This is a genomic window from Citrobacter sp. Cb031 (assembly GCF_030336725.1).
Classification (GTDB): Bacteria; Pseudomonadota; Gammaproteobacteria; order Enterobacterales; family Enterobacteriaceae; genus Citrobacter; species Citrobacter braakii.
Genome location: NZ_JAOWDA010000035.1, coordinates 48,362 through 72,904, shown reverse-complemented (window position 1 = coordinate 72,904; position 24,543 = coordinate 48,362). Strand labels below are relative to the sequence as shown.

Annotated in this window: 23 protein-coding genes and 1 other RNA gene; 9 read left to right on the top strand and 15 right to left on the bottom strand. The window is 52.2% G+C overall.

What is annotated here, in order from left to right:
• Nucleotides 1–9 precede the first annotated feature (9 nt).
• From zapA to OGV93_RS22135, 3 genes are all read left to right on the top strand, one after another.
• Nucleotides 10–339 (top strand): cell division protein ZapA, encoded by a 330-nt coding sequence (gene zapA / locus OGV93_RS22145; protein ID WP_003026980.1) that lies wholly within the window; start codon nt 10–12, stop codon nt 337–339.
• Between the two features lie 41 nt (nt 340–380).
• A non-coding RNA gene (gene ssrS / locus OGV93_RS22140) (6S RNA) lies at nt 381–564 on the top strand.
• Nucleotides 565–583: 19 nt separating this feature from the next.
• Entirely contained in the window at nt 584–1,180 is a 597-nt protein-coding gene (locus OGV93_RS22135; protein WP_103928573.1) for a 5-formyltetrahydrofolate cyclo-ligase, read from the top strand.
• Between the two features lie 381 nt (nt 1,181–1,561).
• Here OGV93_RS22135 and serA read toward each other — a convergent pair whose 3' ends face one another.
• Entirely contained in the window at nt 1,562–2,794 is a 1,233-nt protein-coding gene (gene serA, locus OGV93_RS22130) for a phosphoglycerate dehydrogenase (RefSeq protein WP_080859196.1), read from the bottom strand.
• A gap of 270 nt (nt 2,795–3,064) precedes the next feature.
• Nucleotides 3,065–3,724: a ribose-5-phosphate isomerase RpiA gene (rpiA, locus tag OGV93_RS22125; RefSeq protein ID WP_287110176.1), complete on the bottom strand. Its 660-nt coding sequence runs from the start codon at nt 3,722–3,724 to the stop codon at nt 3,065–3,067.
• A gap of 170 nt (nt 3,725–3,894) precedes the next feature.
• Between rpiA and argP the strand changes: the two genes are divergently transcribed.
• From argP to scpC, 5 genes are all read left to right on the top strand, one after another.
• Complete coding sequence (gene argP, locus OGV93_RS22120) at nt 3,895–4,788, top strand: DNA-binding transcriptional regulator ArgP (RefSeq protein WP_003825477.1); 894 nt, start codon at nt 3,895–3,897, stop codon at nt 4,786–4,788.
• A gap of 226 nt (nt 4,789–5,014) precedes the next feature.
• A complete protein-coding gene (scpA, locus tag OGV93_RS22115; protein ID WP_101700207.1) occupies nt 5,015–7,159 on the top strand; it encodes a methylmalonyl-CoA mutase in 2,145 nt (714 codons plus the stop codon).
• Nucleotides 7,152–8,147, top strand: a complete 996-nt coding sequence (meaB, locus tag OGV93_RS22110; RefSeq protein ID WP_016154366.1) for a methylmalonyl Co-A mutase-associated GTPase MeaB — start codon at nt 7,152–7,154, stop codon at nt 8,145–8,147. Before scpA ends, meaB begins: the two co-directional genes overlap by 8 nt.
• Before the next feature lie 10 nt (nt 8,148–8,157).
• Complete coding sequence (gene scpB, locus OGV93_RS22105; protein WP_016154367.1) at nt 8,158–8,943, top strand: methylmalonyl-CoA decarboxylase; 786 nt, start codon at nt 8,158–8,160, stop codon at nt 8,941–8,943.
• Between the two features lie 24 nt (nt 8,944–8,967).
• The gene (gene scpC / locus OGV93_RS22100; RefSeq protein WP_101700208.1) at nt 8,968–10,434 is read left to right on the top strand and encodes a succinyl-CoA:acetate CoA-transferase ScpC; all 1,467 of its coding nucleotides are present in this window, start codon (nt 8,968–8,970) and stop codon (nt 10,432–10,434) included.
• On the opposite strand, the gene srsR is transcribed toward scpC, so the two are convergent.
• The 3 genes from srsR to argO form a co-directional block, all read right to left on the bottom strand.
• Nucleotides 10,431–11,327: a LysR family transcriptional regulator SrsR gene (gene srsR / locus OGV93_RS22095; RefSeq protein ID WP_046274941.1), complete on the bottom strand. Its 897-nt coding sequence runs from the start codon at nt 11,325–11,327 to the stop codon at nt 10,431–10,433. The genes scpC and srsR overlap by 4 nt on opposite strands.
• Nucleotides 11,328–11,513: 186 nt before the next feature.
• Nucleotides 11,514–12,236, bottom strand: a complete 723-nt coding sequence (locus tag OGV93_RS22090; protein ID WP_029139653.1) for an oxidative stress defense protein — start codon at nt 12,234–12,236, stop codon at nt 11,514–11,516.
• 93 nt (nt 12,237–12,329) lie between these two features.
• Nucleotides 12,330–12,965 (bottom strand): arginine exporter ArgO, encoded by a 636-nt coding sequence (gene argO, locus OGV93_RS22085; protein ID WP_003027005.1) that lies wholly within the window; start codon nt 12,963–12,965, stop codon nt 12,330–12,332.
• 200 nt (nt 12,966–13,165) lie between these two features.
• Here argO and dctP point away from each other — a divergent pair, with 200 nt between their 5' ends.
• Nucleotides 13,166–14,212 (top strand): TRAP transporter substrate-binding protein DctP, encoded by a 1,047-nt coding sequence (gene dctP / locus OGV93_RS22080; protein WP_101700292.1) that lies wholly within the window; start codon nt 13,166–13,168, stop codon nt 14,210–14,212.
• 41 nt (nt 14,213–14,253) lie between these two features.
• Here the strand turns inward: dctP and OGV93_RS22075 are convergent, their stop codons facing one another.
• The 10 genes from OGV93_RS22075 to cmtB all read right to left on the bottom strand — a co-directional run bounded on the left by OGV93_RS22075 (nt 14,254) and on the right by cmtB (nt 24,345).
• On the bottom strand, nt 14,254–15,114 hold the full coding sequence (locus tag OGV93_RS22075) for a small-conductance mechanosensitive channel MscS (RefSeq protein ID WP_019077645.1): 861 nt from the start codon (nt 15,112–15,114) through the stop codon (nt 14,254–14,256).
• A 191-nt stretch (nt 15,115–15,305) separates the two neighbouring features.
• On the bottom strand, nt 15,306–16,385 hold the full coding sequence (fbaA, locus tag OGV93_RS22070; RefSeq protein ID WP_003027029.1) for a class II fructose-bisphosphate aldolase: 1,080 nt from the start codon (nt 16,383–16,385) through the stop codon (nt 15,306–15,308).
• 88 nt (nt 16,386–16,473) lie between these two features.
• Nucleotides 16,474–17,637 carry a phosphoglycerate kinase gene (gene pgk / locus OGV93_RS22065; RefSeq protein WP_003027032.1) on the bottom strand — a complete coding sequence of 388 codons (1,164 nt, stop codon included), beginning with the start codon at nt 17,635–17,637 and terminating at the stop codon, nt 16,474–16,476.
• A 39-nt stretch (nt 17,638–17,676) separates the two neighbouring features.
• The gene (gene epd, locus OGV93_RS22060) at nt 17,677–18,705 is read right to left on the bottom strand and encodes an erythrose-4-phosphate dehydrogenase (protein WP_016154379.1); all 1,029 of its coding nucleotides are present in this window, start codon (nt 18,703–18,705) and stop codon (nt 17,677–17,679) included.
• 287 nt (nt 18,706–18,992) lie between these two features.
• Entirely contained in the window at nt 18,993–19,703 is a 711-nt protein-coding gene (locus tag OGV93_RS22055; RefSeq protein WP_016157432.1) for a nucleoside/nucleotide kinase family protein, read from the bottom strand.
• Nucleotides 19,700–20,209, bottom strand: coding sequence for an MltR family transcriptional regulator (locus OGV93_RS22050; RefSeq protein ID WP_016154381.1), 510 nt, complete (start codon nt 20,207–20,209; stop codon nt 19,700–19,702). Before OGV93_RS22050 ends, OGV93_RS22055 begins: the two co-directional genes overlap by 4 nt.
• Nucleotides 20,210–20,224: 15 nt before the next feature.
• Nucleotides 20,225–21,196 (bottom strand): class II fructose-bisphosphatase, encoded by a 972-nt coding sequence (gene glpX, locus OGV93_RS22045; protein ID WP_016154382.1) that lies wholly within the window; start codon nt 21,194–21,196, stop codon nt 20,225–20,227.
• Nucleotides 21,193–22,470, bottom strand: coding sequence for a zinc-binding dehydrogenase (locus OGV93_RS22040; RefSeq protein ID WP_016154383.1), 1,278 nt, complete (start codon nt 22,468–22,470; stop codon nt 21,193–21,195). Before OGV93_RS22040 ends, glpX begins: the two co-directional genes overlap by 4 nt.
• A 24-nt stretch (nt 22,471–22,494) precedes the next feature.
• On the bottom strand, nt 22,495–23,874 hold the full coding sequence (locus OGV93_RS22035; protein ID WP_016154384.1) for a PTS mannitol transporter subunit IIBC: 1,380 nt from the start codon (nt 23,872–23,874) through the stop codon (nt 22,495–22,497).
• 27 nt (nt 23,875–23,901) lie between these two features.
• On the bottom strand, nt 23,902–24,345 hold the full coding sequence (cmtB, locus tag OGV93_RS22030) for a PTS mannitol transporter subunit IIA (RefSeq protein ID WP_047414452.1): 444 nt from the start codon (nt 24,343–24,345) through the stop codon (nt 23,902–23,904).
• Nucleotides 24,346–24,543: the final 198 nt, after the last annotated feature.

The following is a 24,543-nucleotide window of genomic DNA, read 5'->3' as shown; positions in this document are numbered from 1 at the left end:
GAAGGTGGCATGTCTGCACAACCCGTCGATATCCAAATATTTGGCCGTTCACTGCGAGTGAATTGCCCGCCTGAACAAAGGGATGCGTTGAATCAGGCTGCGGACGATCTCAATCAGCGATTGCAAGATCTGAAAGTTCGCACTAGAGTCACAAATACTGAGCAGTTGGTTTTCATCGCCGCGTTGAACATCAGCTATGAATTAACTCAGGAAAAAGCGAAGACGCGTGAGTACGCGGCGAGCATGGAACAACGTATTCGGATGCTACAACAGACCATCGAACAGGCGTTGCTTGATCAGGGTCGCATAACCGAAAAAACGGGCCAAAACTTTGAATAACACTTTTCGGTTTACTGTGGTAGAGTGACCGTGAAGACAAAATTTCTCTGAGATGTTTGCAAGCGGGCCAGTCCCCTGAGCCGATATTTCATACCACAAGAATGTGGCGCTCCATGGTTGGTGAGCATGCTCGGCCCGTCCGAGAAGCCTTAAAACTGTGACGACGCATTCACCTTGAACCAAGGGTTCAAGGGTTACAGCCTGCGGCGGCATCTCGGAGATTCCCTTCTACCTGGCAACAGCCATGACACTACTTTCTGAACTCCCTTTATCCCGGCAAGAAATTCGTCAACTGATTCGACAGCGTCGTCGCGCGCTGACCTCTGAACAGCAACGACAATACGGTCAGCAAGCCGCGACCCGAATGCTCAGTTTTCCCCCTGTTCTACTCGCGCATACTGTGGCGGTATTTCTCTCGTTCGATGGCGAACTCGATACCCAGCCGCTGATAGATCAACTGTGGCGAGCGGGCAAGCGCGTTTACCTTCCGGTTCTTCATCCCTTCAGTCCCGGTAATTTACTGTTCCTGCACTATCATCCGCGCAGCGACCTGGTGACCAATCGCTTAAAGATCCAGGAACCACGGCTTGATGTACGCGACGTATTGCCGCTGTCAAAGCTGGACGTACTGATTACGCCGTTAGTGGCATTTGATGAGGACGGGCAACGCCTGGGCATGGGCGGCGGATTTTATGACCGCACGCTACAAAACTGGCAACAGCATAAGATCCAACCCGTGGGCTACGCGCATGACTGCCAGTTAGTAGAAAAATTGCCGGTTGAAGAGTGGGATATCCCGCTGCCAGCGGTGGTGACGCCGTCCAAAATCTGGGAGTGGTAGCCGTTTTTTGCCGATTGACAGCGTCGTTTTTTTGACCTAAATTCCTCGGTGAAGGGTGAGGGAGGCGAACCTCCCTCCTGCGTACTCTCTGTTAATATGCTGGCCAAGCGATGATTAACAGGATCAGCAGCATGATGACGTATCTCATCATCGTCCCTTTCCTTTTTAGAGCCCCTGCTTCGGTAGGGGCTTTCCCGTTTCAGCGCTATGCTGCGCCCCTATCGTAAATTCCTTTTATTGCTGTACAACACGCAATGCTGCCTTTAGTTGCCAACTGCGGCAAAGCTCGAAAACAGAATGTATGCGTTACAGAAAGAGATTTTGAGGCAGGGAAATCAGAGGAAAGATGGGCAGGTCAACCGCCTGCCCATGTAGAGGAAATCAGTACAGCAGACGAGCGCGAATGGTTCCCGGAAGGGCTTTCATCGCCAGCAGCGCTTTCTCCGCCACTTCTTCATCCGCTTCAATATCGATAACCACATAACCTACCTGCGCGGAAGTTTGCAGATACTGCGCGGCAATGTTGACGCCCTGCTCGGCAAAAATCTGGTTCAGTGCCGTCAGTACGCCCGGACGGTTTTCGTGAATGTGCATCAGACGACGACCACCGTGCAGCGGCAGCGAAACTTCCGGGAAGTTTACCGCAGACAGCGTAGACCCGTTGTCGGAATACTTGGTCAGTTTCCCAGCTACTTCCAGACCGATGTTTTCCTGCGCTTCCAGCGTTGAACCACCAATGTGCGGCGTCAGGATCACGTTATCGAAATCACACAGCGGCGAAGTGAAAGGATCGCTGTTAGTTGCCGGTTCGGTTGGGAATACGTCGATTGCAGCCCCCGCCAGATGTTTAGTCGCTAACGCGTCGCACAACGCAGGAATATCAACAACCGTACCGCGTGCGGCGTTAATCAGCAGCGCCCCCGGCTTCATCAGCGAAATCTCACGCGCGCCCATCAGGTTTTTGGTGGAGGCATTTTCCGGTACGTGCAGACTAACCACGTCGCTCATATTGAGCAGGTCGGAAAGATGCTGTACCTGCGTGGCATTGCCAAGCGGGAGTTTATTTTCAATATCATAGAAAAAGACATGCATCCCGAGCGATTCCGCCAGAATGCCCAACTGAGTACCAATGTGGCCGTAGCCGATGATCCCCAGTTTTTTACCACGCGCTTCAAAAGAGCCGGTAGCCAGTTTATTCCACACGCCGCGGTGCGCTTTGGCGTTCGCTTCGGGTACGCCACGTAGCAGTAGCAGCAGTTCGCCAATCACCAGCTCAGCAACGGAACGTGTGTTAGAGAATGGTGCGTTAAACACAGGGATCCCGCGCTTTGCCGCTGCACTTAGATCAACCTGGTTGGTGCCAATGCAGAAGCAGCCAATCGCGACCAGTTTCTCTGCGGCGTCAATCACATCTTCAGTCAGATGGGTACGGGATCGCAGGCCAATGAAGTGGGCATCACGGATGGACTCTTTCAGTTGTTCAGTGTCCAGAGCACCTTTGTGAAACTCGATGTTGGTATAACCTGCTGCACGAAGGCTTTCGAGTGCTTTTTGGTGCACGCCTTCAACCAGCAGAAATTTAATCTTATCTTTCTCCAGTGATACCTTTGCCATTTCCCCGACCCTGTCTTTTTTGTTCAAACTGATGTGTTGTGTGTGGGATTTTCATCCGTCTCTTCAACATATCAAAAAATAATATTGCGGCAATATGAACGTTTGCGTCGCCGTGCTGAAGAAATGTCATTCAACGGGAAATGTCAGAGGAAAATACTGGCGATAACTTTTTCTTTGGAGAGATCGGCAGGACAATATTATAAACGTGACACAAGTCACCAAATTTGCCCTGCCAAAATTTTTTTAACGGGAGAAGACGCTCCCGTCAGATCATTTTACGATAGTTTTCACGCCGTCAGGCGTACCGATCAGCGCGACATCCGCGCCACGGTTGGCAAACAGGCCGACGGTTACCACACCAGGAATCGCATTGATGGCATTTTCCAGCGCGATGGCGTCGAGGATCTCCAGACCGTGCACATCGAGGATCACGTTGCCGTTGTCTGTCACGACGCCCTGACGGTATTCAGGACGACCGCCCAGCTTCACCAACTGGCGAGCCACAGCGCTGCGCGCCATTGGGATCACTTCGACCGGCAGCGGGAAGTTACCGAGAATATCGACTTCTTTAGACGCATCCGCGATGCAGATAAATTTCTTCGCCACGGAAGCAATGATTTTTTCACGGGTCAACGCTGCGCCGCCGCCCTTGATCATCTGCATGTGACCGTTGATTTCATCCGCGCCGTCAACGTATACGCCGAGGCTTTCCACTTCGTTAAGATCGAACACGTGGATGCCAAGGCTTTTGAGTTTTTCAGTCGATGCGTCCGAACTGGATACCGCACCTTCAATCTGACCTTTCATTGTGCCCAGCGCATCAATAAAGTGTGCGGCTGTTGAACCTGTACCTACGCCCACAATGGTGCCGGGCTGTACATACTGAAGTGCCGCCCATCCTACTGCTTTTTTCAGTTCATCCTGCGTCATGATCGTTTCGCCTGTGGTGTGAATATGGTGGGAAAATTCACGCGCATTATAGAACATTGTGCAGAAAAATGTCCCCACACCCGCTCGCAAGCGGCGGATTTCGTCTTTACCCAATCAAAAATTGTGTCATAGTGCAGAACAAGCAAAAATTTCAGGAGTGCGTCAAAGCAATGAAACGTCCGGACTACAGAACACTACAAGCACTGGATGCGGTTATTCGTGAACGAGGATTTGAGCGCGCGGCGCAAAAGCTGTGCATCACGCAATCCGCGGTTTCACAGCGCATAAAACAGCTTGAGAATATGTTCGGACAACCGCTGCTGGTGCGTACCGTACCGCCGCGCCCAACGGAACAGGGACAGAAACTACTGGCGCTTCTGCGCCAGGTTGAACTGCTGGAAGACGAGTGGCTGGGCGATGAACAAACCGGCTCGACGCCGCTTCTGCTTTCGCTGGCGGTAAACGCCGACAGTCTGGCGACCTGGTTACTTCCGGCGCTGGCCCCGGTACTGGCTAATTCACCGATTCGACTGAACCTGCAGGTTGAAGATGAAACCCGAACCCAGGAACGTCTGCGTCGTGGTGAAGTAGTCGGCGCGGTGAGTATTCAACATCAGGCGCTGCCAAGCTGTCTGGTGGATAAACTGGGCGCGCTGGACTACCTGTTTGTTGGCTCTAAACCTTTCGCCGAGCGTTATTTCCCAAACGGCGTCACCCGTTCCGCCCTGCTGAAAGCCCCGGCGGTCGCGTTTGACCATCTTGATGATATGCACCAGGCGTTCCTGCAACAAAACTTCGACCTGCCGCCGGGCAGCGTACCGTGCCATATCGTTAACTCGTCTGAAGCTTTCGTCCAGTTAGCCCGTCAGGGAACAACCTGCTGCATGATCCCACACTTACAGATTGAGAAAGAGCTGGAAAGCGGTGAGCTTATCGACTTAACCCCAGGCCTGTTCCAGCGTCGGATGCTGTACTGGCACCGCTTTGCACCAGAAAGCCGCATGATGCGCAACGTCACCGACGCGCTGTTGGCCTATGGCCACAACGTACTGCGTCAGGATTAACTCCTCGAACAGAGGCCGGATAGCGGCGTAAAGCCTCATCCGGCCTGCAATCCTTTCCCCTCATTTCATGCTATTCCCGCCACGTCTTTGAAATACATCACAAAATAAAACACGCCACACGGCAAAAAACGACGTCCTGTTGGCTATTTTTTGCTGGCGACAAGCCAAATGAAAAAGCACACCGTATTCGCAAAGATTCAACTTATTGCGTAATACGGAGCAAAAAATGGCAAACGTGCAGGAGTGGCAAACACTCGCCAATAAAGAACTCAGTCGACGGGAAAAAACCGTTGAGTCGCTGGAAAGACAGACGGCGGAAGGGATTGTCATCAAGCCGCTGTACACCGAAGCGGACCTCGATAATCTGGAAGTCACGGGCACCCTGCCCGGTCTGCCGCCTTACGTGCGTGGCCCGCGCGCCACTATGTATACCGCGCAGCCGTGGACGATTCGCCAATACGCCGGTTTCTCTACCGCCAAAGAGTCCAACGCCTTTTACCGCCGTAACCTCGCCGCTGGGCAAAAAGGGCTTTCCGTTGCCTTTGACCTTGCCACTCATCGTGGCTATGACTCAGACAACCCGCGCGTGGCGGGCGACGTCGGCAAAGCCGGCGTGGCGATCGATACCGTCGAAGATATGAAGGTGCTGTTCGACCAGATCCCGCTGGATAAGATGTCGGTATCGATGACCATGAACGGCGCGGTGCTGCCGGTACTGGCGTTTTATATCGTCGCGGCGCAGGAGCAAGGCGTGACGCCGGAACAGCTCACCGGGACCATTCAGAACGATATTCTGAAAGAGTACCTGTGCCGCAACACCTACATTTATCCGCCAAAACCCTCCATGCGCATTATCGCCGACATCATCGCCTGGTGCTCAGGCAACATGCCGCGCTTTAACACCATCAGCATCAGCGGCTATCACATGGGTGAAGCCGGGGCAAACTGCGTACAGCAGGTGGCGTTTACGCTGGCAGACGGTATTGAATACATCAAGGCCGCGCTTTCCGCCGGATTGAAAATTGATGACTTCGCCCCGCGCCTGTCATTCTTCTTCGGCATCGGCATGGATCTGTTTATGAACGTCGCCATGCTGCGCGCTGCACGGTATCTGTGGAGCGAAGCGGTCAGCAGTTTTGGCGCGACCAACCCGAAATCTCTCGCTCTGCGTACCCACTGCCAGACCTCAGGCTGGAGCCTGACCGAGCAGGACCCTTACAACAACGTGGTACGAACCACCATTGAAGCGCTCGGCGCTACGCTTGGCGGCACCCAGTCTCTGCATACCAACGCTTTTGATGAAGCGCTCGGTCTGCCCACCGATTTCTCCGCCCGTATTGCGCGTAATACGCAGATCATCATTCAGGAAGAATCAGAGATCTGCCGCACCGTCGATCCGCTGGCCGGATCGTATTACGTCGAATCACTCACCGATCAAATCGTGAAGCAGGCGCGCACGATCATCAAGCAGATTGATGAGGCAGGCGGCATGGCGAAGGCGATTGAAGCCGGACTTCCTAAACGGATGATCGAAGAAGCGTCCGCGCGCGAACAGTCGCTGATCGACCAGGGTAAGCGCGTTATCGTCGGGGTGAACAAATACAAGCTGGATAAAGAAGACGACACGTCGGTGCTGGAGATCGACAACGTGAAGGTGCGCAACGAGCAGATTGCCTCACTGCAGCATATCCGCGCCACCCGCGACAATGATGCGGTTAAAACCGCGCTATCCGCGCTGACCCACGCCGCGCAGCAGAATGAAAATCTGCTGGCAGCCGCCGTCAACGCCGCCCGCGTTCGCGCCACGCTCGGTGAAATCTCCGATGCGCTGGAGGCCGCCTTTGACCGTTATCTGGTTCCCAGCCAGTGTGTTACTGGGGTGATTGCGCAAAGCTATCACCAGTCCGATAAATCCGCCGATGAGTTCGATACCATTGTTGCGCAAACAGAACAGTTCCTCGCAGAAAATGGCCGCCGCCCGCGTATTCTGATCGCCAAGATGGGTCAGGACGGCCACGATCGCGGCGCAAAAGTGATCGCCAGCGCCTACTCCGATCTCGGCTTCGATGTCGATCTCAGCCCGATGTTCTCCACACCGGAGGAAATTGCCCGTCTGGCGGTAGAAAACGATGTGCATGTCATTGGCGCATCATCGCTGGCGGCGGGTCATAAGACATTGATCCCGGAGCTGGTCACCGCGCTCAAAGGCTGGGGACGCGAAGACATTTGCGTCGTCGCCGGCGGGGTTATTCCGCCACAGGATTACGCTTTCCTGCACGAGCATGGCGTGGCAGCCATATATGGCCCAGGCACGCCAATGCTCGACAGCGTCCGCGATGTGTTAACCCGTATCAGTCAGCATCATGATTAACGCCGCCACGCTTGAGGATACCGTCCGCCGCTTGCGACTCGGTGAACGGGCTACGCTCGCCCAGGCGATGACGCTGGTCGAAAGCAATCACCCGCGCCACCAGCCGCTGAGTACGCAATTGCTGGACGCGATTATGCCGTTCACCGGTAACGCCCTGCGTCTGGGGATCACCGGCACGCCGGGCGCGGGTAAAAGCACCTTTCTGGAAGCATTCGGCATGCTGTTAATTCGCCGCGGGTTACGGGTAGCGGTGATCGCCGTCGATCCCAGCAGCCCGGTCAGCGGCGGCAGCATTCTGGGTGATAAAACCCGCATGACGGAACTGGCTCGCGCAGAATCTGCGTTTATACGTCCGGTTCCTTCCAGCGGTCATTTAGGCGGCGCCAGCCAGCGCGCCCGCGAATTAATGCTGCTGTGCGAGGCGGCGGGCTTCAACGTGGTGATTGTGGAAACCGTCGGCGTTGGGCAGTCAGAAACCGAAGTCGCAGGCATGGTGGATTGCTTTCTCTCACTGCAAATCGCCGGCGGTGGCGACGATTTGCAGGGCATCAAAAAAGGCCTGATGGAGATGGCGGATCTGGTCGTCATCAACAAGGACGACGGTGATAACCGTACCAGCGTTGCCATCGCCCGCCATATGTACGAATCCGCCCTGCATATTCTGCGCCGCAAATATGACGAGTGGCAGCCGCAGGTTCTGACCTGCAGCGCCCTGGAAAAACGCGGCATTGAGGAGGTTTGGCAGGCGATAACCGACTTTAAAACGTGCCTTACCGCCAGCGGTCGACTGGAAAAAGTCCGCCAGCAGCAGGCGGTGGAATGGCTACACAAGCAGGCTGAAGAAGAAGCCCTGCATCTGCTGTTTGCACGGGCTGATTTCGACCAGTATTTCCAGCAGACGCTGCTGGCCGTCAAAAACAATGATCTTTCGCCGCGCACCGGCCTGCGGCACATCAGCGAATTTATCCAGCATCATTACTTTCAATAAAGAGAACATTATGTCTTATCAATACGTCAACGTGGTCATCATCCAGAAAGTCGCGGTCATTGAGTTCAATTACGCCCGCAAGCTCAATGCCCTGAGCAAAGTGTTTATTGACGATCTGATGCAGGCGCTGAACGACCTCAATCGTCCGGACATTCGCTGCATCATTCTGCGCGCCCCGAGCGGGGCCAAAGTGTTCTCTGCCGGGCATGATATTCATGAACTCCCCACCGGACGTCGCGATCCGCTCTCTTATGACGATCCGCTGCGTCAGATAACTCGTATGATCCAAAAATATCCGAAGCCGGTGATCTCCATGGTTGAAGGCAGCGTCTGGGGCGGCGCGTTTGAGATGATCATGAGTTCCGATCTGATCATCGCAGCCAGTACGTCTACCTTCTCCATGACCCCGGTCAACCTCGGCGTGCCCTATAACCTGGTGGGCATCCACAACCTGACCCGCGACGCTGGTTTTCACATCGTTAAGGAGCTGATTTTTACCGCCTCGCCCATCACCGCTCAACGCGCTATGGCGGTCGGGATCCTCAACCATGTCGTTCCAACCGAGGAACTGGAAGATTTCACCCTGCAAATGGCGCATCACATCTCGGAAAAAGCGCCGCTGGCAATCGCCGTCATCAAAGAAGAACTGCGCGTGTTGGGCGAAGCACACACCATGAACTCTGACGAATTCGAGCGCATTCAGGGCATGCGCCGCGCGGTGTATGACAGCGAGGATTATCAGGAAGGGATGAACGCGTTTATGGAAAAACGTAAACCTAATTTTGTTGGCCATTAATCACGTCCGACGAAGGAGACGGCCATGAAACGGATGAGCGCCGAACAGGCGGCAGAAATTATCCAGCACGATGATATGGTGGCGTTCAGCGGCTTTACCCCCGCGGGTTCGCCAAAAGCGTTACCCACCGCAATTGCCCAACGCGCCTGCGAACGGCATCAGGACGGGCAGCCTTTTCAGATCCGCCTGCTGACCGGGGCGTCAATTGGCGCCGCCGCTGATGATGCACTATCCGCGGCGGATGCCGTTTCCTGGCGTGCGCCTTATCAAACCTCATCTGGCCTGCGCGAGAAAATTAACCAGGGCCAGGTGAGGTTTGTCGATCTCCATTTGAGCGAAGTCGCGCAGATGGTTAATTACGGCTTTTTTGGCGATATCGATGTTGCCGTCATTGAAGCTTCCGCCATTGCGCCGGATGGCCGGATTTGGCTTTCCAGCGGTATTGGCAATGCACCCACCTGGCTGCTGCGGGCGAAAAAGGTGATTATCGAGTTGAATCATTACCATAATCCACGCGTGGCTGAGTTTGCCGACATCGTAATACCCGGCGCACCGCCGCGGCGTAACAGCGTGCCCATATTTCATACCATGGATCGCGTGGGCAGTCAGTGCGTGCAGATAGACCCCAGGAAAGTGGTCGCGGTGGTGGATACCGAGCTGCCCGATGCCGGGAATGTGTCGGATAAAACCAATCCGCTCAGCCAACAAATTGCCGATAACGTAGTCACTTTCCTACTGACAGAAATGGCGCACAAACGCATTCCAGCAGAGTTTCTGCCCTTACAAAGCGGCGTGGGCAATATCAATAACGCGGTAATGGCGAGACTGGGAGAGAATCCGGATATCCCGCCCTTTATGATGTATTCAGAGGTGTTACAGGAATCGGTGGTGCATCTGCTGGAAACGGGCAAGATCACCGGTGCCAGCGCCTCCAGCCTGACCATCTCAGCCCCGTCGCTACAGAAGATTTACGACAACATGGACTTCTTCGCCAGCCGAATTGTGCTGCGCCCGCAGGAGATCTCCAATAACCCGGAAATCATCCGTCGGCTGGGGGTCATTGCACTCAACGTTGGGCTTGAGTTTGATATCTACGGCCATGCCAATTCCACGCACGTTGCGGGCGTGAACCTGATGAACGGTATCGGCGGCAGCGGGGATTTCGAGCGCAACGCCTATCTGTCTATCTTTATGGCGCCGTCGATTGCCAAAGGCGGGAAAATCTCAACCATCGTGCCGATGTGCAGCCATGTCGACCACAGCGAACATAGCGTTAAAGTGATCGTGACCGAACAAGGGATTGCCGATCTGCGTGGGTTATCTCCGATGCAGCGGGCGCACACGATTATCGATAACTGTGCGCATCCCCTTTACCGGGACTACCTGCACCGCTATCTGGAAAAAGCGCCCGGCGGGCATATCCATCACGATCTCAGCCATGCGTTCGATCTGCATCGCAACCTTCTCGAGACAGGATCGATGCTCGGTTAACTTGCCGTACCGTCACGATCTTCAGCAATATGCTGGAGCATGGTGCCGGTATAGCGATGATTTTTCAGCGAATAGAGAAACTCCTGCATATACATGGGGCTGCCGGGCGCGTCGAAATACTTTAGCGTCGACGGATTCACCAGCCGCCAGGCAAAATGAGGGATCACCGTCAAAAACTGCCCGCGCTCCACCGCGCTAATCTTGGCCATAAAGCTGTACGGACGGTAGATAATCGTCGGATTGATCCCACAGGGCCGCATATAAGCATCCAGCATCGCCTCAAAGTTGGCGCGATTCTGGAAGCGCATTTGCAGCCAGGGTAGCTCGCGCAGCAGATCCTGCGGCTGTTTCTCTTCGTAGCGCCGGGAAACGAGAAACCCCAGACGTAGCGGAGGCAGTTCGCTGATCGCCAGATTTTCCAACTCCTGTACGCGGGGAGAAACGTGCTGCGGCGAGATAATGAAATCCAGTTTGCGGTCGAACAGATTATCAATCACCCCATTCTCACTGAATTCAACGGCCTGGGCCGTAACGCCGTCATATTTATCGCCAAGGCTAATCAACTGGTCAAAAATAATCGTTGGATAAGTATTATCGATACCGATGACGATTTCCCGCGAGCGACAAGAGGCGTTATGGATTTCATTATCAATGGCAGAGAGGCGCTGATAGACGGGAAACAGCTTCTGATACAGCTCCTGTCCGGCTTTATTCAGGCTGATGTTGTTATCTTTACGGGTAAACAGCGTATAGCCGATTTGATCTTCCAGTGCAGCAATGCTTTTACCGAAAGGCGATGCGGTCATATGTATTTTTTCTGCCGCTCTGGCGATGTTATTGGTTTGCGCCAGCAGAATGAAATTACGCATCTTTTTCGAGATAAAAATATCCATAGCGTCCCCTTAAAAATCGCTATGGCCTATCCTCATTACCACGAAAAAAAAGACTGAATGTGAGGTCTCATTTTTACAGTTGCTCACAGAAAAAACCGGCTGGAATGTTTTGTCGGCCTGATGAGACGCGTAAGCATCGCCATCAGGCTAAAATCTTGCCGGATGGCGACTTACGCCTTATCAAGACTACTTATTGGTTACTGTAGGCTCAATCTGGAAGACGACATCAACCTGATCGTCAAACTGAATAACCGGCTGTTCGTAGGTTTCCTGAGCGGAGGTTGCAGGCGCTGCATCTGCTTTCATCATCCGTACCATCGGGCTCGGTTGATAATTGGAAACGTGGTAACGCACACTGTAAACGGGACCCAGTTTGCTATTAAAGCCGGCGGCCAGCTGTTCAGCCTGATGAACAGCATCATCAATCGCCGCTTTACGCGCTTTGTCTTTGTAAGCATCCGGCTGGGCAACGCCCAGCGATACCGAACGAATTTCATTCAGACCAGCCTTCAGCGCGCCATCAAGCAGAGCGTTGAGTTTGTCCAACTGACGCAGCGTGACTTCAACGGTGCGCACTGCACGATAACCTTTGAGGATGCTTTTGCCGTTCTGGTAGTCGTAGTCCGGCTGCGTACGCAAGTTTGCAGCGCTAATGTCTTTCTTCGCTATCTGGTTCTGTTCAAGGAAGGACAGATATTGCGCCACGCGCTCATCGGCCTGCTTCTTCGCGGAAGCCGCATCCTTTGCAGCAACGTTCACTTCAATCGCCAGGGTGGCGATGTCTGGTGTTGCATCTACGCTTGCCGTTCCGGAAGTCACGATGTGCGGTCCATTTGGCAACTCATTTGCCTGTACCGATAGTGCGCTGAATCCGACTAATGCCGCCAGGGCCATTATTTTGAACTTCACGGTCGTTCCTCCATGTTTCATTAATTACCCCAAAACTCAGGGCACATGCAGGCAAGCTTAGCCGATCTCGCTGCGTTGTCCATCAGACAACACTTAGTTGAACAGCGCATGAACGTGCGCAACACCTTCTTTTGCCAGTTGAAAAGCAATAAACCACATCACTAATCCTACCAGCGTATTGATGATGCGCTGTGCTTTCGCAGTTCGCAGACGTGGTGCCAGCCAGGCCGCCAGCAATGCCAGACCGAAGAACCACAGGAACGAAGCGCTGACGGTTCCCAGTGCAAACCAGCGTTTAGGCTCAACGTCCAGTTGCCCCCCCAGACTCCCGAGTACCACAAAGGTATCCAGGTAAACATGTGGGTTGAGCCATGTCACCGCCAGCATAGTGGCGATAATTTTCCAGCGCCCCTGCTTCATCACTTCGGCGCTGGCCAGTTCCAGATTACTGCTCATCGCCGTTTTTAGCGCACCGAATCCGTACCAGAGTAAAAATGCGACCCCGCCCCAGGTGACCAGCGCCATCAGCCATGGCGACTGCATCAGCAAGGCGCTACCGCCGAAGATACCCGCGCAAATCAGCACTAAATCGCTGATGGCGCAGAGTAAAGCAATCATGATGTGATACTGACGACGGATCCCCTGATTCATCACGAAGGCATTTTGTGGACCAAGCGGAAGTATCATGGCTGCACCAAGCGCAAGCCCTTGAAAATAGTAGGATAACATGTAAAACATCTCACATAATTGTCTTGTGGGCAGACTATACTGCGCGGGATTCATTAGAGGAAATGGATAATATTAATCAGTAATTAGCATTATTAATAATACCGTGCACACTCCCCTCCATATTCAGTCTCTGACAATAGCGATTGTGCGTTACCCGGGGTATGCTGAAAGATAAATCTGTCTATACCAAAGGAATGGGTATGAAGCATAACGCGAACATTTTTCTCTTCTGTGCCTCGCTGGTAGTTACCAGTTTGTGGCCCACTGTCGCCAGCGCAGACAGAACGCTGCGCTATACCGATCACGAGCCATATGGCAACATGCGTACCCGGCTCATAAAAGAGACTTTTTTTCGCGCGATCGAACAAGAGTCGCTTGGACGTTTGAAAATCGACGCTCACTGGAACGGCGAGCTGTCCACCAGCTATGACGCCTTAAAAACTATCGGCCAGGGCAGCGTGGCGGATATGGGGATCGTGGTCCCTGAGTACACGCCCGAACAACTGCCGCGACACCAGATTTTTAAGAGCTTCCCCCTCGGACCGGGTCGTGGTGAAGCGCAGGTTAACGCCTTTCAGCGGATTTTCCGCGAGTATCGCCAGTTTGGTCGCGAGCTGGAAAACAACAATCTGGTGAATCTTCAGTTTTTCCTCGGCTATCCGGTTGGATTTTTTACTACCAAACCGAACGTCAATTTGGCACAGCTGAATGCAAGCCAATGGCGGACCGCCAGCTTTTGGCATCAATCATTTTTACGCAACGCGGGCGGCGTGCCGGTCAGCATGCCATGGAATGAAAAAATTACCGATGCGCTTCAGACCGGACAGCTTGACGGCCTGATGGTTAACCTCGACAGCGGAGATGATATCCATGCCCAGCGGGCGGCCCCCTATATTCAGCTCTCCCCTTCGCTCTGGCTCGGACACGTTTATCTTCTGGTGATGAATAAAGACGTCTGGGATAGCCTGGACGTGAAAGATCGCGCAGCCATCAATCGGGCCGCCGCCATGACGCAAAAGCGTATTGGCGCAGTGCAGGACGCAAGCCTGACCGCAATGGCGAAAAAGATGGCAAAAGAGGGTGCACACGTTCATTACCTGACCAACAGCGAGCTGAATGCGTGGCAAGCCGCTACCGGGTATCAGCACGTTCAGGCCGAATGGATTGCCCAACAGGAAAGTAAAGGAATAAACGATGTTGGCGAGCTGATGCAGGGTGTCAGCGCAATTCTTAACAAGACGAGATAAATCAACGCCCGCCTCTCTCTGGCGGGCGTTTTTAGCTGAAGTTACTCGGTCGCGTTCTCTTTCACGCGTTTAAAGTTCACATCCATCTGCGGGTACGGGAAGCTGATACCGTTGGCGTCAAACTCGCGCTTAATACGCTCCAGTACATCCCAGTAGACGCTTTGCAGATCGCTGCTGTTGCTCCAGACGCGTACGACGAAATTAATCGAGGAAGCGCCCAGCTCATTCAGGCGCACCGTCATTTCACGGTCTTTTAGGATGCGATCTTCAGACTGGATGATATCAGTGAGGATTTTTTTCACCTGATCAATATCGGAGTCGTAGGCCACGCCGATAATAAATTCGTTACGACGGACCGGCTCGCGAGAGAAGTTAATGATGTTCCCGGCAATGATTTTACCGTTTGGGATCACCACAATCTTACCGTCTACGGTACGCATAGTTGTGGAGAAAATCTGCACGTTAAGCACGGTTCCCGCAACGCCGCCAAGGTCTACATATTCACCCGCGCGGAACGGACGGAACATCACCAGAAGCACGCCTGCGGCGAGGTTGGACAGCGACCCTTGCAGTGCCAGACCGACAGCTAAACCTGCGGCACCGAGAACGGCGATCACGGAGGCAGTTTGCACCCCAACGCGACCCAGCGCGGCAATCAGCGTGAAAGCGATAATACCGTAGCGCACCAGTGCAGAAAGAAAGTCGGCAACGGTGGCATCAATTTTACGCGCCAGCATCAGGCGATTAACGGTGTTTGATACGATACGCGCCACGATCATACCGATAATGACAATCGCGAGAGCCGCAACGATGTTGACGGCATAGCTCAACAGTAGTTCCTGATTGCGGACCAGCCAGGTGCCCGCACCGTTTATGCTGTCGACAACATTCAAATCTTCCATTCAATATTCCTTTTTTGCTTACCCAAACGGGAGAAATAAAGCCGCCCTAACGGGACTGGCAACCTGACAAGGGTAAACAATAAACTCAGATTTTGCCAAACAGATCACAGAATTCTCTGTCAGCAGCACATTGAAATGGCAATAAAAAAGGCCCGCATTTGCGGGCCTCATGTCACGTTGGACGGCGTAAATTACAGAACGTCAACCGCGTTCAGTTCTTTGAAAGCCTGTTCCAGACGGGTGATCATAGTTGCCTGACCAGCACGCAGCCATACGCGCGGATCGTAGTATTTCTTGTTCGGCTGATCTTCGCCTTTCGGGTTGCCCAACTGACCCTGCAGGTAAGCTTCGTTTGCTTTGTAGTAGTTCAGAACGCCTTCCCAGGTAGCCCATTGGGTATCGGTATCGATGTTCATTTTCACTACGCCGTAGCTTACGGAGTCTTTGATTTCCTGAGCAGTAGAACCGGAACCACCGTGGAAGACGAAGTTCAGGCTGTTATGCGGCAGGTTATGTTTCTTAGAAACATAGTCCTGAGAGTCGCGCAGGATGGTCGGGGTCAGAACTACGTTACCCGGCTTGTAAACGCCGTGTACGTTACCGAAGGACGCTGCGATGGTGAAACGCGGGCTGATTTTGCTCAGCTCGGTGTATGCGTAGTCAACGTCTTCCGGTTGGGTGTACAGTGCAGAAGCGTCCATGTGGCTGTTGTCCACGCCGTCTTCTTCACCACCGGTGCAACCCAGTTCGATTTCCAGAGTCATGCCCATTTTGGACATGCGCGCCAGGTATTTGGAGCAGATTTCGATGTTCTCTTCCAGAGACTCTTCAGACAGGTCGATCATGTGAGAAGAGAACAGCGGTTTGCCAGTTGCTGCGAAGTGTTTTTCACCCGCGTCCAGCAGACCGTCGATCCACGGCAGCAGTTTCTTCGCGCAGTGGTCAGTGTGCAGGATAACCGGAACACCATAGTGTTCAGCCATCTGGTGAACGTGATGCGCACCAGAGATAGCACCCAGGATTGCAGCGCCCTGAGGAACATCAGACTTCACGCCTTTACCCGCGATGAAAGAAGCACCACCGTTGGAGAACTGTACGATTACCGGCGCTTTAACTTTTGCAGCGGTTTCCAGAACGGCGTTGATGGAGTCGGTACCAACGCAGTTAACAGCTGGCAGAGCAAAGTTGTTTTCTTTAGCTACCTGGAAAACTTTCTGTACGTCATCACCAGTGATTACGCCTGGTTTTACGAAATCAAAAATTTTAGACATGTTGCGAGTCCTGTATCTTCGGCCTTGGAAAGGGGGCGCGCTCGACAGCGCGCTAATAATTGGGCAGGTTTCCCTGCCCATCAATGTCTTACTTTTTAGCACGCTCTTCGAGCATGGCTACTGCTGGCAGTACTTTGCCTTCCACGAATTCGAGGAATGCGCCGCCGCCAGTAGAGATGTAGGAGATTTTGTCAGCAATGCCGAACAGGTCGATTGCTGCCAGGGTGTCACCGCCGCCTGCGATAGAGAATGCTTCGCTGTCTGCGATAGCATTAGCAACGATTTCAGTACCTTTGCGGAAGTTCGGGAATTCGAACACGCCAACCGGGCCGTTCCACAGAATGGTTTTCGCATTCTTCAGGATGTCAGCCAGCTGCTGTGCAGAAGCGTCGCCGATATCCAGGATCTGCTCGTCTTCTTTTACATCGCTAACGGATTTAAGCGTAGCCGGTGCAGTTTCAGAGAATTCAGTCGCTACGCGAACGTCAGTCGGGACCGGGATATCGCAAGTCGTCAGCAGCCGCTTAGCTTCATCAACCAGGTCAGCTTCGTACAGGGATTTGCCGACGTTGTGGCCTTGAGCAGCAACGAAGGTGTTCGCGATACCACCACCAACGATCAGCTGGTCAGCGATTTTTGACAGAGAGTCCAGAACGGTCAGTTTGGTAGAAACTTTAGAACCACCAACGATAGCCACCATCGGACGAGCAGGTTCTTTCAGCGCTTTACCCAGCGCATCCAGCTCAGCAGCCAGCAGCGGACCTGCGCAAGCTACGTCGGCGAATTTACCGATACCGTGGGTAGAAGCCTGCGCACGGTGAGCGGTACCGAAAGCGTCCATTACGAATACGTCACACAGCGCAGCGTATTTTTTGGACAGTGCTTCGTCGTCTTTCTTCTCGCCTTTGTTGAAGCGAACGTTTTCCAGAACAACCAGTTCACCGGCAGCGACTTCAACGCCGTCCAGGTAATCTTTTACCAGGCGAACCGGAGCAGACAGTTTGTCTTTCAGGTAGTTAACAACCGGCAGCAGAGAGAATTCTTCGTTGTACTCGCCTTCGGTAGGACGACCCAGGTGGGAAGTTACCATCACTTTAGCACCCTGTTTCAGGGCCAGTTCGATGGTCGGCAGGGAAGCACGGATACGCGCATCGCTGGTTACTTTCCCTTCTTTAACTGGTACGTTCAGGTCCGCACGGATAAAAACGCGTTTACCAGCCAGATCCAGATCGGTCATCTTAATTACAGACATGGTGAATCCTCTCGTTGATTCATAAAGTTTTGTCGACGCTCAAGCGTCGAGCCTGAAACCAATAGCAGCCATCGCTAACGTTGTGTCGAGCATACGGTTAGCAAAGCCCCATTCATTATCACACCAGACCAGCGTTTTGATCAGGTGAGCGCCACTCACGCGCGTTTGCGTACCATCAACGATGGCGCTGTGCGGGTCGTGGTTAAAATCTACAGAGACCAACGGTAATTCCGTATAGTCAACTATACCATGAAATGCACCTTGTGCTGCTTTTTGCAGCAACTGGTTGACTTCACTGGCTTTTACTGGTTTTTTCACCGTCACGCTTAAGTCGATCGCCGTCACATTTATGGTCGGTACACGCACCGCAATCGCTTCAAAACGATCGTTAAACTGCGGGAAAATTCGCGTGATGCCCGCCGCCAGTTTGGTATCAACCGGAATAATAGACTGGCTGGCCGCTCGCGTGCGACGCAGGTCAGGATGATAGGCATCAATAACCTGCTGATCGTGCATCGCGGAGTGGATCGTGGTGACGGTACCAGACTCAATGCCGTAAGCATCATCCAGCAATTTAATGACGGGTATTATGCAATTCGTGGTGCAGGAGGCGTTGGAAACGATCCGGTGTTCAGCGCGCAGCTGATCCTGATTAACGCCATACACAACGGTTGCGTCGATGTCGTGACTACCAGGATGTGAAAAGAGCACTTTTTTTGCACCAGCGGCAATATGCGCCTCGCCGTGTTCGCGGTTGCCGAAGACCCCCGTACAATCCAGCACAACGTCGACACTCAGTTCGCGCCAGGGAAGCGCATCGAGCGTTCGCTCATGCAGAATGCGGATCGCGTCATCGCCAACGATGAGCTGGTCACGTTCCTGACGAACATCCCAGGCAAAACGTCCATGGCTGGTGTCATATTTCAACAAATGCGCCATGCCTGCAGCATCCGCCAGTTCGTTGATTGCCACCACGGTGATTTCCGCCCGACGCCCGGATTCATACAAAGCACGAACCACGTTGCGTCCGATGCGACCGAAACCATTAATCGCTACGCGTACGGTCATAGGTCTCCTGCAAGGATTTCTCAGAAACGATGTGGCAGACAGAGTAATGCAGCAAATCGCTCAGGGAAACCTTACCTGTCGCAAACTGCGACTAATTGGTTAATTGTCGAACATTTAATCGACTGAAACGCTTCAGCTAGAATAAGCGAAACGCGGAATAAAAGGAATGATTGTCCAGCCAAAGAAAACAGTTATCTGACGCACATCACATTTTTCCCGCTGAGACCGGGGGAAATTATTCCAGTAAGCCGTAATAATCATTACGGCTTAACAGGAATAATTGGCCTTCACGCAATCCGATATTCACCAGATTCCAGCATCTCCAGCGTCAGGTCACCAGGCAGACTCGCTTCCAGTACCCGACGAACATTCGGTCCGTCGGTACGCTCATAAAACGCCTCAGCGTCAGCTTGTGATAGTCCGCCCGCCAGTTTACGGCCTACCAATCGTGTACGGAGCGCGTTGGCAGGTGCACGAATAAACAGCGAGTAATCACAAAACTCAGCTAACGCCCGCCACCTTTCATCATCGCGTAATAACCAGTTACCTTCCACAATCACAATCGGCGCGGTCACTGTTATAGCCGCTTCTACCGGATCGTGTTTTTGCCGGTCGTACTGAGGCCAGGTGCCCTCCCCTTCCCTTATCAAACGTAGATTCTGTGCAAGCTTATCCACATCAAAGGTTTCCGGCGCACCTTTGTATGCTCGCAGGTTATGAGCATCCAGCCAGGTGTTGTAGTGATGGAAGCCATCCATCGGCAGCGTCTGGATCTCCGGCAGGCCAGGATCCTGACGGGAGAGATATTCCCAGAAGGTGGTCAGCGTCGATTTACCCGTACCAGGCGGTGCGCTGAGAAAAACGATCGTTCGTCGCTGCGGGTGAGTGGCGTGTATTTTTGCCAGCTGTTGTAATAACGGTTTGTGGACGTTCTCTATCTCATCATCACGGTAATGTGCTTCAACCTGTAGCCCATTCACCGTTAGTTTGATTTTCACGGCGTTAATTCCTTTAAAATCGCCGTCACTGCCAGCGTCATTGCCGTCTTGACCATTGCGCTAAAGCGCACTTCGGACCACGCAGCAAAGTCGGCAAATTTCATCGACTCCAGCGCACCGTAGAGCGTTGCGTTGCGGGTGATACTGTTCACGTTGCTGACAAAATCCCAGGTAATGTCATCGGCAAAACCGGGGATATTATCCTGCTCGTTCAGGTACTGATAAAACTGAGAGAAATGGGTGATGTCGGCATAAAGCCATTTATCCATTTTTCCCAACGCATAAATCAGACGTAACGCAACGTCGATATCGTCAAGCGGTCCACTCTGGGCGAGTAACGGCTTCACTGCATATTCCACGATCTCTTCATCGTTATTAACGAACAGCGACGGTAGAAAGCGCTTAATGCCCTGGAGCAAAATGTTATGTGCCGTCGTCATAAACGAGAGTAAATTATTTTGAGCATCCAGTTGCTCAAGCACATCGTCTTCTGTCAGCGTCGTCATTCGTTTCTCGATAAATCACCATGAATGCAGAGAGTCTATTATATTACACGTTCGATCCGCGCCGCCGATCAGTAAAGTTTGCGTGCGCACACCATTCGCAACCTGTTGGATCCCTTTCACAAGATCGCCGCCCGTGACTCCTGTCGCGCTGAAGAGGATCTTATTTCCTCCTACCAGTTCGTCCAGCGCGTAGATCCGGTTGATCTCAACGCCCATTTCCGCGCAGCGCTGATGTTCCTGTGCCGCAATCAGACGATTATCTGCGTTATTTCCTTTCGCTTCGCAAAAATCAATCAGTTCAGCCTGCATATCACCCCCCAGCGCTTTAACCGCACAGGCTGAAATAACCCCTTCAGGCGCGCCGCCAATGGTATACATCAGATCATAAGGATTCTCCTGCATACAGGCCAGCACGCTGGCGGCCACGTCACCATCGGGCAGAGCAAAGACCTTGACGCCAAGCCGTGTCGCCTCGGCAATCGCTGGTTGAAGGCGCGGCTTATCCAGCGTCACCATCCGCAGTCGCTCCAGCGGTTTACCCAACGCCTCTGCCACATTACGCAGATTATCTGCCAACGGCAGCGCCAGATTAATCGCCCCTTTCGCAAACCGATTAACAACCAGTTTTTTCATGTACATATCAGGAGCGTGTAACAAACTGCCGCGAGGGGCAAACGCCATGACGGCCAGCGCATTGCTTTGCCCCATAGCCACCATTCGGGTTCCTTCGATAGGATCAACGGCGATATCTACCTCAGGTCCGGTGCCGGTTCCCACTTCCTCACCAATCCACAGCATCGGGGCTTGATCAATCTCCCCTTCGCCAATAACGATGCGTCCGCGAATGGCAATACTGTTCAATGCTTCCCGCATTGCCGTCACAGCCAGACCATCAATCTTGTTTTTATCGCCGCACCCGGTTTGCGGCCAGGCTGCCAGTGCAGCCTGCTCCGTGATACGAAATAGCGGCCATGCCAGCGACATCATATCGCCGCCTCCCCGATATCAACGCCAAAGTGTGCCAAAAGGTATTTTTCTGCCTTTTCATTCCAGATACCGTGCGTCTCCTCCACCAGTAGCGCCAGTTCTTTGAATAATGGGTCAGTTTTCCCTTTCTCGGCAAAATCAGCAATGGCGGTTAGTGGCATGGTAACGCCGTTATATATCAGCTTCTTACCTCCGGGGATCGCCGGTAAATTCAATACAGTTTCCGGAACGGCATCAAGGCCGCCAATGTGCGTCACCATAAACGACGGTTGCAGTTGGCCAGTTGCACTGAGCGCAATGGCCTCTTTCATATCATCCGTTGAACCACCGGATGTCCCGACAACGTGAGTGCTGTTGTAGTGCACGTTATAAAAATTAAACGGCACTTTGAAGTTACTGTCCGTAGGGCCGGCAAAAAAATTCAGGCAGCCATCTTCCGCGAGTAAATCATCAGCCATCTCAACAACTGCAGGCACTGCCGCATACACAAAGACATCATCAAAACCTGCGTCATGAGTTAACGCTCGCAGCATCGCTGTCGGAGAATCCATGCCAGTAGTATTCACATAGATGAGCTCAATCCCCTTTTCAGCCGCCAACTCAACGGGCAACAGTTTTTTAGCTTGCGCCAGTCGTGCTTCGTCAATATCGACCACCACCACGCGCGACGGCTGAATATTCCCGTTAATGGCATAATCTATTGCACCAATACCCATCGGCCCGGCGCAGGCCAGAAGCGCAATGTTCCCCCCTGGCTTAATCCCCATGCGATGCTCATAAACGTAAGGCGTGGTGTGAAAATTCGCGTTATACGCGCCAATAATGCAGCACATCGGTTCTGCCAATGAGGCGGCAGCAAAATAAGAGCCGTGATAAGGCAAAACGCATCCGAGGTTAATCGCCACTTCCGGGATAATCATATATGTCGCATTGCCGCCAAAATATTCGTAGCTGTATCCCGCTGAATATCCACTAGGCAATCCCATCGCGGGTTGCAACACAAAACGCTGACCTTTCTTATATTTATCCGTCAGGTTTTTTCCCACCTCAACAATGATACCTGCACATTCATGTCCGGTAATAACCGGATGATTTTCCAGATCGTCCGGTACGCGTTTATGATCGCTCCCCAATGCTGCTGCTTTCCAGGTAGACAAACAAACGCTATCGGATATTACGCTTACTAACAATTCATTATCTGTAATTGCAGGCAGTTCAAACTCGCGGATACGAATATCCTGCTTGCCATATATGGCAGCAACTTTCGTTTTCATATTCACTCCAAAAATATAAGAAGGCTAGTTCGCAGTAATGCGTTTAAATAAATCATCCAACAATGGGTCACCAATATAGTTCTTAATCAGCACTAATGGCTTTTCACTTACACGTTTAACACGACCTTCAAGACTGGCATGGGTGACAATAATATCGGCATCTTGCGGAACGTTTTCGATAGCATAATGCGTCACAGTAATATTCAATCCCGCTTTCTCCAGACGCTTACGAAACGTGGTTGCCCCCATAGCACTGGAACCCATTCCTGCATCACAGACAAAAGCGACACGTTTAATGTTTTTATAAGAGAATTTCCCTTCCTGCTTCATCGCTTTGACGGTTCTGGCTGATTCAGCAAAGTCATCTTCACTTTCTGTTTCAACGTTCTTTTCCATTTTCAGGATGACAGAGGTAATAACAAAAGTAACAACGGTTCCCGCGGTGACTCCTGCAATGGTCGCGAGGAAAGAACCTTTCGGCGTTAATGCCAGATAGGCGAATATGGATCCTGGGCTTGGCCCCGCAACTAACCCACCGTCCAGCAGGTGGAATACCCACGTCCCGGTCATTCCCCCGGCAATCATCGCGATCAGGGTCAGAGGCTTCATCAGCACATACGGGAAATACAGTTCATGAATACCACCGAGGAAGTGGATAATCATGGCGCCTGGCGCAGACTTTTTACTCATTCCTTTGCCAAAGATAGCAAAGCCGAGTAACAAACCTAATCCCGGCCCTGGGTTAGATGCCACCATGAAGAAAATTGATTTTCCCGTTTCAGAAGCTTGCTGCATCCCCAGCGGATAATACACCCCCTGATCGATGGCATTGTTCAGAAAGAGGATTTTTGCCGGCTCATTGATTACGGATAGCAACGGCAGATAGCCCGCATGAACCAACGCTTCAATACACTCCTTCACAAAATTATTGGCAATGAGAACCGCCGGGCCGATAACTTCAAACCCCAGCAAGCATAAAAGCATTCCCGCAATACCAAGAGAGAAATTATTGATAACCATCTCGAAGCCTGCAGGAATGCGTTTTTCCAGCAGACGGTCGATATGCTTAATCACCCAACCGCCAAGCGGCCCCATTACCATCGCGCCAAGGAACATCGGGATATCCGCGCCCACAATAACGCCAATAGAACCAATGCCCCCCATTACCGCACCGCGTTTCCCGCCAACCAGATGTCCCCCTGTGGAGCCAATCATGACGGGCAGTAAATAGGTAATCATCGGACCGACAATTTTGGCGAAATGCTCATTCGGCATCCAACCAGTAGGAATAAATAATGCGGTAATAAAACCCCAGGCAATAAACGCGCCGATGTTGGGAATGACCATTGCAGTCAAAAACCCACCAAAAGCCTGGACTTTGGCACGAGCAGACTTGTTTTCCATAATAATGTCCTGAAAGGAAACCGTTAATTATGCTTGAGCGATAATATCCGCCAATTGTTTTTCTGATTTAGCCGCTAACAAAGCGGTTAGTGCTTCCTCTTCACATAATAATTCGCTTAAGGCCTGAATAGCGCCAATGTGTGAATCAGCATTAGCCGCCGACAATCCGATTAATAATCTGATACCTTCATCGTCTTCGGAAAATTTCACTTCCTGTTTGAGAAGCGTTAATGACATACCGGTTTTTAACGCACCACACTCCGGTCGAGCGTGCGGCATGGCGACGCCTGGCGCTAAAATATAATAAGGACCATTGTTAATCGTTGAGTCTTTAATGGCCTGAATATAATCTGAATTGACATAATGATTGGCAAGTAAGGATGACATAGAAAAGTCAATTGCCTCCTGCCAGTTCTTTGCTGAATTTTTTATTGAGATAGATGATTCGGGAAAGTAATCAATCAGCCGCATACATTTTCCTTATTTTATTTTTAGGGTACGAGTTAGCGTTAAAAATAAAATACGCGCACGGCGAAATGAAATCAATCGAGGAGAAAACTACATACAGCGCAGAATGTTTTTTGGTGATGCCTTTAAAAACAATGAATTGAGAAAAGAAATATAAAAGTCAACAGAAATAATGTGATTCAAGTTACAAATATAAAACAT